This window comes from Gelidibacter sp. (assembly GCF_035577925.1).
Classification (GTDB): Bacteria; Bacteroidota; Bacteroidia; order Flavobacteriales; family Flavobacteriaceae; genus Gelidibacter.
Window position 1 is genome coordinate 1 of sequence record NZ_DATJCY010000398.1, and the last position, 11,770, is coordinate 11,770.

Below are 11,770 nucleotides of genomic sequence, written 5' to 3' on the forward strand. Positions count from 1 at the left end.
GACTTCCGAAAAATTGGAAATTGATGACATTCCTTTTATCAGCAATAATCCAAAACCCAGAAGAGACGAAGCGTTGGAATATTACCGACGTGTGGCGTTTTCCAATCATCTAAATATTCATTTATATGAGGAAGTGATGAGCATCAACAAAAAAGATCATATTTTTACAGTCACTTCTTCCAAAACAGAATATCAAACAGAAAAGGTCATCATCGCTTCTGGATTTTATGACATTCCAAAATTATTAGATGTTCCGGGAGAAAATCTGCCAAAAGTAACGCATTATTATAATGAAGCCCATCCGTATGCATTGCAAAATGTAGTGGTGGTTGGCGCCAGCAATTCGGCGGTTGATGCGGCACTCGAAATTTGGCGCAAAGGTGGAAAAGTGACCATGGTTATCAGAGGATCAGAAATTGGAGATCGTGTAAAATACTGGGTAAAACCAGATATTATCAACAGAATTACTGAAGGAAGTATTGCCGCTTATTTTGATTCTGAAATCGTTGACATCACAGAAAAAGACATCACCATTACAACACCAAATGGCAAAATCACCTTAACAAATGATTTTGTGGTGGCGTTGACAGGTTATCAACCCAATTTTAAATTCCTCACTGATTCAGGAATCCAGCTGTCCGATGATGCTGCACGTTTACCGCAATATGACCAAGATACTATGGAAACCAATATTCCTGGATTATATTTGGCTGGCGTAATTTGCGGCGGCATGGAAACCCATAAATGGTTTATTGAAAACTCAAGGATACACGCCAAATTGATTGCCGAACATATTGATACTACAAATCTGTAAATAAAAAATAACTTATGGAACAATGGGAAAAATTGCCTGTATTTCAAAAGGCAAGGGAAATTATGGACCTTGTAGGTTCTATCATTGATTCCGTTGAAAAAACGGATATTGAATTTAGTAATCCTATTGAAGCTGAAATGATTCAACATAATCTCAAATACATGGGTATTAACGCTTCTACAATTCCGGCTAAAATTGCTGGTGCTTCCTCTGAAGACATGCTGTATGACATTAGAATGGAAAATGCGGCCATTATCAGAAAAGCTGCGAGAGAGCTGATTACAGATGCCCGAGGCCTAGAAATGCACGGCTATCCAGATACCGAGTATTTAGATCTGTTAAGAAATGAAGTCGAGGAATTTAGAATATTATTTGCCGAATGGGTAAAAACCTTTGATTGTTGGAACTATATTATTGACCGTTGGGGACTTTTTAATCCGCCAGGAGTCCATTATGACGATGTGGATCCTGATGATGACATCCCATTCGATTTTGACAATTTTGATGGCTTTGACGATCTTTAAGATCAAATGCTATTATTTTATCGGTTTTACTTCATTGTATTTTATAACATGTGATAAAACAATTTGGGTTTTGGTCTCGCCATAAACGATAAGCTGATCAATGAAGCTTTCCAAATGTTTTTGGTTTTTAAGTGCCACTTCCATGACAATATTCTCATTGCCAGTTATCCGATAGCAATTCAAAACCTCTTCATAGGTTTTTACCTTTTCCAAAAACGGTTTCAGCATGCCCATAAATGCTCTTAAGGTGATGATGGCCTTAAGTTGATAACCCGCTTCAAAAGGCGATACAAAAGCGTGATAGCCCTGAATAAGCCCAGCATCTTCCATCTTTTTTATACGTTCGGAAACAGCTGGAGAACTGATGCCAACCTGTCGACCAATTTCTGCATTGGACTGACGAGCGTTGTTTTGTAAACACTTCAAAATCTTCCAGTTAAGTGCATCTATGTTCATCTAAAGAAAATTAACTATAAAACCTTAATTATTAAACCAAATATACGATTTTACTTTAATATCAATTGTAACAGGTGCAATTTTGTCACTAAATTTGATAAAATCATTTTAGTAAAATGTTGTACCCAATCCCATCTCACTTATCGGATTTGCCTATTTATAAAAAGGCAATGGAAATCATTATCCTATCACGAAGCATTTCTACCTATTTAAATCAAGATTTGTCTTATTTAAATCCGGATGGTTCTGAGGATGAAAACATCTATTTTTCTGGAGATATTGTACAACAATCCTCGTCATTGGCTCCTGAAATTGTCAATGCCGAAATAGAACGGCATTCCGATAAAAAATACAAGCACTTTGCTTCATTGGAGCGTTTAACAGTAATGCTGTACAATAATTGCAAACGTTTAGAAAAAAGCCACAGTAATGGCAGAGATTATCTTCCTATTTTAAGAAGTGAATTGCGGAAATTTAGAAGGTTACAGCATACTTGGATGATGACTTTGTGATATAAATTAGGTGAAATAAATTCTGAATTCCATATAAACCGGATCAATTACAAACCTTACAATTTTCCCTTTCCTGAATTTCGCCCACCAAATAACCATCATCATTGATTTTAAAATTACAGCAGTTTACAAAACCTTGTGCAATAAGTTTTCTTGCACGTTGAATCTGCGATTTTACGGTAGATAAAGGTAAGCCTAATTGTTCCGAAATTTGAGCTTGTTTCAAACCTTGGATATCAGCTAAAATCAAAGGATTTCTGTATTTTTTAGGCAATGCTTTAATGATGCCATCTAAACAATCTGCTCTGGTATGTTCGGGATGGGGTATTTCAAAATCAATAAAATCATCAGCAATTGAATGGTTAAGACTATTGTTTCTAAAATAATCCATAACAGTATAGCGCGCAATAGAAAACACCCAAGGTTTTAATTTATCGGCATCTTTTAAAGTATTCAATTTGGTATGGATCTTAATAAAAGTTTCCTGAAGCAAATCATCAGCAATACCAGCATCGTTCACTTTAGCCACAATAAAACGCTTAATATCTTGTGCATATAAATCCCAAACGGTTTTAGTTTTCATAAAAATCCATTAAAAAGGAGCCTATTTTAGTATAAAATTACTAAAATAGACTCCCATCAGTAACATTTTAAATTAAGCTTAACAGTTACAATTGGCACACGTACAGTTCTCGCAAGTACAAGCAGCACAATTTCCTGTTTTACAGTTGTCACAATTGCAGGTACATTCTATATTTTTCATGATGTATATATTTTAAAGTTCATCCAATAGACGTGAAAAGATTAAAAAAGACGCACTTTATGTGAATTATTTTTGATTTTAGAATGGTAAGGCATTAAAATAATTTTGTTGGTTTCTTATATACTTGTAACCCAAACCTAATTTTTAAATCAAAACATATTAGAACTCATTTATTTACAAAATGGCTGCCCACAAGTTTGTCGGCATAATGGATTCCATTTGTGGCTTTATTTGTAAATTTGTAAAACAATATTTTTGGATTATGGTGGCAAATTTATTTCAAGAAAGTCCATTTAGAACTTTAATTTCTTTTCATAAACTTATCGATCAACTCGGAGTTATTGCGTCAACCGAAGTTGGATATCGGGCTGATTATGCAAAAGCACTATTGGCCGAAGTTGCTAAGTATCCCGAATTGACAAATGGCATTGAAAACCATCAGTTAATCGAAACTCACAAAGAACTAATCAAAAATCTACTTTCTGATTTGTTTCCATCTGCTTTAACTAAAAACGAAATTAAAGCGGTCACCATACCTTTTCAAAATTTCACTTTTAATTACACGCAGCGGTTTGTTAATATATTGGATGACGCTGGTTTAGACTTTAAATTCATGATTCGTGATTTTAATGAAGATCAGTTTTTTATCAATAATTGCTGTCTTATTTTACAAAACTATTACCATCAGGATATCGATTTTAACTGGCCTTTATTTTATGACATTCCAACGAAAGACGGTATCACAAAATATTATAGAATTTTATATAATGGCGATTTTTTAGAAATTATTCCAACAGAAAATGCCGTTAAATTAAGTCAAGAAGATATAAACTTACTGATTGACAACTATAACGACATTGAACTTTGGAAAGAAAAATTCCCTAAAAAAAGCTGGATTTTAAAAGGTTTTGCCATTATTTCTTTATATGATGCCACAACAGAAAAAGCCATATCTAACTTAAAAACCAACCTATTAAAACCTGAAATCACACAAATGACTTCAGAAGTGACTATTGAAAACATTTTTAAATCCATCTTCAATTTATCACATCTTAAAATTGGTTTTGCATTTTATAATGCTGAACAAGATTCGTTTTACAGACCAAATTACGGAAAAGCCACTAAAAGTTATATCTTAATACCAGGACAAAAAACCGATTGCAGCAGCGGTATTCTGGGTTGTGCATTTAAGGAGCTTTTAGAAAAAAAAGAGCCATTTGTAATTTCTGATATCGAAAAATTCAAAACAAAACCAGAGCATCTTCCACTGGCGCAACATTTATTGGATCAAAATATTAAGAGTTGTATTTTTGCTCCGGTAGTAAAAAACGGTGAACTTCTAGGCATTATTGAACTTATGTCTTCCATACCTCGTGCTCTTAACCATGTCAATGCCCAAAAATTAGATCTGGTCCTTCCCTATTTAGTAGATACTTTAGAACGCTACAATACAGAAAAACTAAATCAGATTGAAGCCATTATCCAGCGGGAATACACAACCATACACCCTAGTATTTATTGGAAATTCAAACAAGAAGCGGAAAAATATCTGCAAACCATTCATAATAAAGATTATATATTCAAAGAGATTACCTTTAAAGAGGTATATTCTATGTATGGTCAAATAGATATAAAAAACTCATCAGTCCACAGAAATTATGCCATCAAAAAAGATCTAAAATTACAGATAGAACTCTTATTGGAAATTTTAGAATCACAAAATGAAGAAAGCAATTTATTGCTGATAGAACAACGCAAATTTGAATTGCAATCTTATGCCAAGGCATTGGATTTCCCTCTAAAAACAGATTTTGAACAGCAAATACATAATTATATCGCTTTAGAAATCAATCCAATTATAAAAAAATCTAAAAGTAATTCGGAACTTTTGTCTTTAGAGCATTTATACGCACAACAATTAGATGAAAAAACAGGGTTATTTTATCAAGAACGCCATAAATTAGATCAATCCATTGCAATTATAAATAAGAAATTAGCTGAAATTCTTGATGAACGTCAAATTGAAGCACAGCAAATTTTCCCACATTACTATGAGCGTTTTAAAACCGATGGCGTAGAACATAATATATACATTGGCGCCTCTGTAACGCCCAAACATAACTTTGACGTTATTTACCTGCACAACTTGCGCTTATGGCAACTACAAACGCTTTGCGAAATGGAATATGAACACCACAAACTCAAAGCCTCACTACCTTATAAACTAGATGTGACGGGTTTAATTCTGGTGTTTGGTTCACCTATTTCAATTCGATTCCGGATGGACGAAAAACGTTTTGATGTTGATGGTGCTTATAATGCGCGTTATGAAATTGTAAAAAAACGTATTGATAAGGCACTCATTAAAGGCAGTACAAAACGTATTGTCGAGGAAGAAAAAATAACGATTGTCTATTCATATATTGAAGATGAACACGAATATTTAAAATACATTAAATACCTGCAGTTTAAAAACATTATAGATCAACCGATTGAGCAATTTGAAATCGAAGAGGTGCAAGGTATTTCAGGATTAAAAGCTATTAGGATAAAAGTCAACCATAACCTCGAAACCCCTCAGCAAACGGTAAATTATCAGGATTTATTGAAAACCTTGACTTTATAAAAACTTATAAAACTCCCTTAAAAGCTAAAACAAACGCGATAACCGTACTGATAATACCAATCATAAATATGTTATATGAATGGCGCAGTAATCGGTATTTTTTCTCAAGCACAATTCCCAGGTAATATAAATCCTTGATCATGGTATTATACATATAATCACCGTTCTTAAGCATTTCTTCCATGGCCCATTGGTACTCTGCCAATGGCATTTTATAAAAATTTCCAAAAAAGAGTAAGTTCACCTTTTTATCTTCAATATCTTGACGTGAAAATACCCCTTTGGTCACTTTGGGGCGCGTTGCCAAAATAGCGCTGATAATGGTAATCACACTAGAAAGCATCATCACAAAAGTGGGCAACACCAAATGGGCATTTTTTGGGCCATCTAATTTTGGAATAATGGTAGAAAGAGCAATAGAAATAATTATGGCATTGACGGACAATAAAATATTGGCTTTACTATCTGCAATACCACTCAGCCGTGTGTGGTTGGCAAGCGTCACCCTAAAAACGGTATCTATAGCACGACTGGACTTTATTTTGACCGCTTTAACTTTTTCATTAGGCATTTCAATAGCCTTATTATCTGTAATGGCATCCATCTCATTATTCATCTTCAATTGTTGTAAGTTTTTTTCTAACTTCAAAATATTAGCTTGTTTTAGCGGGGTCCATTCGCGCTTGGCATAGTCGGTGTAAAACTCATGAAAATGGGTTAAAAACTTATGGTTTTCGCGTCCCCATTCTTCATCTGTAAATTGAATTTTTTCAGTACCTGCCCACTCTTCCCTTAATTGCTCGCAAGTAGAACAATAATCTTCATCTATCAAATTGATAAAATCGGCATCCTTAATTATTTTTTCGAGTTGTGTTTGCGGAACGGCATCCTTCTTTGTGACCAAAATCAATTGCACAACTTCAGCAATAAACGCTTCTGACTGTCCTTCTAATAATAAAAATTGACGAGCTATCTCGGCGCTTCGCTCCTCATGGTCGTTACGGCCATCTAAATAACCCACATCATGGAATAAAGCAGAAACCAAAAGTACTTCCATCGCCTTTTTATCAATATTCTCAATTTCTCCAAGCGTTCTAGAAGCATCTACAACGGCCATAGTATGCGAAAGATTATGATAAGTATATGACGAGGATAACTTATCTTTGAATAAATTACTGACAAATTCTTTTGATTTGTTTACGAGACTCATTTCTTCATTCATTTTACTAAAATATGAAATTGTTTTCACTGTCACCTTTTACTAACATAATTAAAGCAATTTTAGTATTTAGCGGCTTGGCTTTTCTTTCTTCTTCATGTGCAACACAACATGCTCAATATGGAAAAAACGTCAAAAACCTTGCAGCAAACGCAACAACCGATTCGACAAAAATAAGTCATACCTTTTATCTTATTGGAGATGCAGGAAATGCACATCAACCACATTCAAAAAAAATATTACATCTTCTAAACCAACGTTTACAATCGGCCACCAAAGATGCTACACTTTTGTTTTTAGGCGATAATATTTATCCCATAGGTTTTGAAGCTGACAAAGCAGAAGAAGCTCAATTAAAATTGACCAATCAATTGAATATTTCAAAAGGCTTTAAAGGACGTACTGTTTTTATTCCCGGCAATCACGATTGGTATAGCGGATTGGATGGTTTGACACGACAGGCCAATTTTGTAACTGATTATCTAAAGGACAAAAAAGCATTTTTACCGCGAAATAACTGCGCCATTGAGGATTTAAAGCTACATGACGATATTACACTGATCACTATTGACAGCGAATGGTTTTTAGAAGATTGGGACAAACATGTTGGCATTAATGAAAATTGTGCCATTAAAACCCGTGAACAATTTTTTGATGAATTTGAAAGTTTGCTGAAAAAAAATCAGAATAAAACCGTGATCATTGCCATGCACCATCCACTTATGAGCAATGGCACACATGGCGGGCAGTTTTCTGTTGCGAAACAATTATTCCCGTTAGAACAAAAAATTCCCTTACCTGTTATCGGCTCGATCATTAATCTTTTACGAAAAACCACCGGTGCGAGTCCACAAGATTTACAAAACAAAGTGTATAGCGATTATGCAAAACGCTTAAAAACATTAATTTCAGATCAAGATAATGTGATTGTTGTGTCCGGCCACGACCATAATTTACAATACATTAAAAAAGATGGCGTGCATCAAATTATTAGTGGCGCAGGATCCAAATCAGAAGCTGCAAAAGCTGTCAATCCCAATGATTTTACTTATGGCAATAATGGTTACGCAACTTTGGACATATACAAAGACGGTGCGGCAACTGTGCGCTTTTATGGAAGCAAAGATGACAAAGAACTACTTTTATTTGAACATCGCATTTTAGAACCAACCAAAGATTTTGACACCAGTACTTTGGATCAAAAATTTCCAAATACAACCAAAAGCAGTATATATTCAGATAAAATGACCAAAAAAAGCTGGATCCATAACTTACTTTTCGGAAAACATTACCGTCCGTATTACAGCTTAGAAATTGAAGCCCAAACTGCAACGCTCGATACGTTGTTCGGCGGTCTTACTCCGGTTCGTGCTGGTGGTGGCCATCAATCTAAATCTTTACGCTTAAAAGATGCCAATGGCCGCGAATATGTGATGCGCGCACTCAAAAAAAGTGCAACGCGTTTTCTGCAATCGGTTGCTTTTAAAGATCAAAATGTCGCCCATCAGTTTGAAGATACTTATGCCGAAGATTTTATTTTAGATTTTTACACCACAGCGCACCCTTATTTACCTTTTGCCGTCGGTCACTTAGCTGCGCCACTCCATATTCCACACACCAACCCGAAATTATATTTTATCCCTAAACACGCTGCTTTAAACACTTTTAATGACAATTACGGTGATGAACTTTATATGATTGAAGAACGTGTAGCAAGCAGCCAAGTTGATGTATCGAGTTTTGGCGAAAACCCGGATGAAATTATCAGCACTTTGGACATGATGGAAAAACTTCGAAAAAACGCCAAACATCAAGTGGACGAAACCGCTTACATTCGGGCAAGACTTTTTGATATGCTTATTGGCGATTGGGACCGGCACGATGATCAATGGCGATGGGCAAGATATAAAAACCAAGACGGCTCTATTTACAAGCCCATACCTCGAGATCGAGATCAAGCCTTCACAAAATATGATGGCGCTGCACTTTGGATTATCATGAGCCTTCCGGATTTGCGCCACATGAAAACCTTTAGTGAGAAACAACCCAATCTAAAATGGCTAAACCGCGAACCGTATCCACTAGATTTGGCATTTTTAAAAACAGCAACAGTAGACGATTGGTTGGAACAAGTCCAATACATCCAAAGTCATCTTTCTGACGAAAATATCCATTCGGCATTTGAACAGCTGCCCAACGAAATTAAAGATGCTACGTTACATCAGATTAAAATCAATTTAATGAAACGTCGGGACCAATTACAATCTTATGCTTCTGATTATTATAAAACTCTTCAACGCACGGTAATGCTTGTTGGCACTGAAAAAAAAGACAGATTTGTATTCAACCGAAAAACTAAAAATACTATTGAATTACAAGTATTTCACCATGATAAATCTGAAGACATTTTAGAATACACACGGGAATTCAACGCTAAAGAAACCAAACATTTATGGGTTTACGGCATAGATGATGACGATGAATTTGAAGTTTATGGCAACCCTAATTCCAAAATTAAAATCAAACTTATTGGTGGCTTAGGAGAAGATACTTATAAAATTGAAAACGGAAAAAACGTTACAATTTACGATTTCAATTCCCAAAAAAATAATTTGGAAATCGATAACAAAACGACCACATCCTTAACTGATGATTACGAAATACAGCTGTATGATTTTCAAAAGCCAAAATACAATTACTTCACAGCACTCCCAACCTTAGGCTACAATCCGGATGACAACGTAAAGATTGGTGCCAACTTAAACTATACCGTAAATGGATTTAAGCGCAAACCTTACACTCAAAAACATGAGTTCCAAACCAATTATTATTCTGGAACCAACGGTATCGAACTCATTTATGATGCCCATTTTCCAGAATTGTTTGGAAAACTAGACCTAAACCTCATCGGATTGTTTACCACGCCCAATTTTACCATGAATTACTTCGGATTAGGCAATGAAACGGTAAATGAAGATAAAGTTTATGGCATGAATTACAACCGTGTTCGGATCGAACAGTTAAAAGCTGGAGGTGCTTTAACCAAAGTAGGACGTCATGGCAGCAAGTTGACTCTTCAGGCCATTTTAGAACAATATAAGGTGGAAGCTACCAGTAATCGGTTTATCAGCGAGCCAAACAGTATCAACACTTCGGTTTTTGACAACCAATTATACGCCAATACACAGGTAAAATACAGCTTTATAAACCACGATTTTCACGCCTTGCCAACGCTCGGAATTAACTTCAGTATGGCTGGCAATTGGATCAACGATCTTAAAAATAGTGACAATAGCTTTTTAACTTTTGAAGGTAATCTAGGTTTTGTGCACGCTTTAGATGCTGAAGGTACTTTTGTATTGGCAACCAATATGAAAGGAAAAATCATTTCCAATTCTGATTATCAATTTTATCAAGCCGCTTCTTTGGGAGGCGATTTTGACCTTCGCGGATTTAGGGACAATCGATTTTTAGGAGATGCTTATTTCAGCCAAAGTACCGACTTAAGATGGAGTTTGGGTAAATTGAGACAAAGTGTCGCCCCCATATCTTACGGTTTTTTAGTAGGTTTTGATTATGGTAAAGTCTGGATCAAAAATGAAGATTCAAACCGTTGGCACCATGATTTTGGAGGCGGTTTATGGCTTAATGCCGTAAAAATGTTTACTGCGCGATTGACCTATTTTAAATCTCCGGAAGATCGTGCGCGAATTGCCTTTGGACTGGGCTTCAGCTTTTAATCGTTAAGACGGTATTGGTACAACTTACCTCCACTTCTTTTGTTGCGCTCATCGGCAATTAAAATAGTGTGCTGGTCTTTGAAAACGACCCCTTCTTTTTGCGAAAAATGATTCAAATCAATATCTCTGCGCTTACCTTCCAAAAAATTATCAGCCTTAAAATCTTGGAATAAAATAAGTTTACTCTGAGTTAAAATAGGAATCTTATCCTTTTTCGGACTTAAAGCCACGCTGGTTACGGCACAACGATTATAGTTGGTACAGGTTTTAAAAGTTCCTACCAATTGCGCTTTATGGACTCCTGAAAGGTTCGGAATTTGATAGACGAAAGTAGTGCCATCAAAGTTTTTACTTCTGTTTTTAGTGAACAGATAGAAATGCTCTTGAAACTCAAAAAAACCTTCAACATCATAATAGCGTTCTTCTTTACTTGGCGGAAACTCCGTTTGTTCAGGATATGAGAATTCAATTTTATAAGCACTGTAAGCAACGTTGTTTTGCAACTCCGATTGCTCCACTTTATAAATACACAAGTCCATCCTTTCGTTAGCATTATTTCCAAAATCACCAATGTAAATATCCCCAGATGCTGAGGTGGTGATATCTTCCCAATCCCGATTGGTCGCATTTGCAATAGTCAAAGATTTCTCATGACTGCCATCCAATTTAAACCCATAGATTTCATTGCTATTCCCTCGATCTTGAAGTGCCCAAAGTATTTTAGAATCATCACTATAAGTTATTCCAGAAACTTCATTGAGATCTTTTGGAAAATCAAACAGCTCCTCCAAGTCAGAAGAATTCATTTGACAAGAACCCATCAAAACAATAATAAAAAACGTAAAATAATATTTCATGGGTTTTTTAATAACAAAGACAATGTTTTCTGTTTCTAAAATCTAAACTATTAGGATGAGATCTATGGCAGGCATAATTTAATTATAAAAATGGCTTAATAGATATAAAAAATGTACTAGTGGTTTTTCCTTCCGTCAAAAATCTTTATCTAAATATTTTAAAAAACCATCTAATTAAAATATAAGATTCCTAAAATAGCAAATTTTAAACTGACCTCAAACAACTACACAACAACCTATTTAAAAATAGATCATAAAT

9 protein-coding genes are annotated in these 11,770 nt (G+C 35.1%); 5 read left to right on the forward strand and 4 right to left on the reverse strand.

The annotated features are described in order from the left end of the window. On the forward strand, window positions 1-814 hold an 814-nt coding region (locus tag VNJ50_RS14980; protein WP_325583101.1), incomplete at its 5' end, for a YpdA family putative bacillithiol disulfide reductase. A gap of 14 nt (window positions 815-828) precedes the next feature. Continuing rightward, window positions 829-1,338: a hypothetical protein gene (locus VNJ50_RS14985; RefSeq protein ID WP_325583102.1), complete on the forward strand. Its 510-nt coding sequence runs from the start codon at window positions 829-831 to the stop codon at window positions 1,336-1,338. Window positions 1,339-1,350: 12 nt separating this feature from the next. Here VNJ50_RS14985 and VNJ50_RS14990 read toward each other — a convergent pair whose 3' ends face one another. After that, window positions 1,351-1,794 carry an Lrp/AsnC family transcriptional regulator gene (locus VNJ50_RS14990; RefSeq protein ID WP_325583103.1) on the reverse strand — a complete coding sequence of 148 codons (444 nt, stop codon included), beginning with the start codon at window positions 1,792-1,794 and terminating at the stop codon, window positions 1,351-1,353. A gap of 116 nt (window positions 1,795-1,910) precedes the next feature. Between VNJ50_RS14990 and VNJ50_RS14995 the strand changes: the two genes are divergently transcribed. Further along, window positions 1,911-2,306 carry a hypothetical protein gene (locus VNJ50_RS14995; protein ID WP_325583104.1) on the forward strand — a complete coding sequence of 132 codons (396 nt, stop codon included), beginning with the start codon at window positions 1,911-1,913 and terminating at the stop codon, window positions 2,304-2,306. 43 nt (window positions 2,307-2,349) lie between these two features. On the opposite strand, the gene VNJ50_RS15000 is transcribed toward VNJ50_RS14995, so the two are convergent. After that, the gene (locus tag VNJ50_RS15000) at window positions 2,350-2,889 is read right to left on the reverse strand and encodes a sigma-70 family RNA polymerase sigma factor (RefSeq protein WP_325583105.1); all 540 of its coding nucleotides are present in this window, start codon (window positions 2,887-2,889) and stop codon (window positions 2,350-2,352) included. Between the two features lie 442 nt (window positions 2,890-3,331). Here VNJ50_RS15000 and VNJ50_RS15005 point away from each other — a divergent pair, with 442 nt between their 5' ends. Then, the gene (locus VNJ50_RS15005; protein WP_325583106.1) at window positions 3,332-5,695 is read left to right on the forward strand and encodes a GAF domain-containing protein; all 2,364 of its coding nucleotides are present in this window, start codon (window positions 3,332-3,334) and stop codon (window positions 5,693-5,695) included. Window positions 5,696-5,699: 4 nt separating this feature from the next. Here the strand turns inward: VNJ50_RS15005 and VNJ50_RS15010 are convergent, their stop codons facing one another. After that, window positions 5,700-6,905: a Pycsar system effector family protein gene (locus VNJ50_RS15010; protein ID WP_325583107.1), complete on the reverse strand. Its 1,206-nt coding sequence runs from the start codon at window positions 6,903-6,905 to the stop codon at window positions 5,700-5,702. Between the two features lie 23 nt (window positions 6,906-6,928). On the opposite strand from VNJ50_RS15010, the gene VNJ50_RS15015 reads away from it, so the two are divergent. Further along, window positions 6,929-10,654 (forward strand): metallophosphoesterase, encoded by a 3,726-nt coding sequence (locus tag VNJ50_RS15015; protein WP_325583108.1) that lies wholly within the window; start codon window positions 6,929-6,931, stop codon window positions 10,652-10,654. Here the strand turns inward: VNJ50_RS15015 and VNJ50_RS15020 are convergent. After that, window positions 10,651-11,511, reverse strand: coding sequence for a hypothetical protein (locus tag VNJ50_RS15020; RefSeq protein ID WP_325583109.1), 861 nt, complete (start codon window positions 11,509-11,511; stop codon window positions 10,651-10,653). The genes VNJ50_RS15015 and VNJ50_RS15020 overlap by 4 nt on opposite strands. Window positions 11,512-11,770 lie beyond the last annotated feature (259 nt).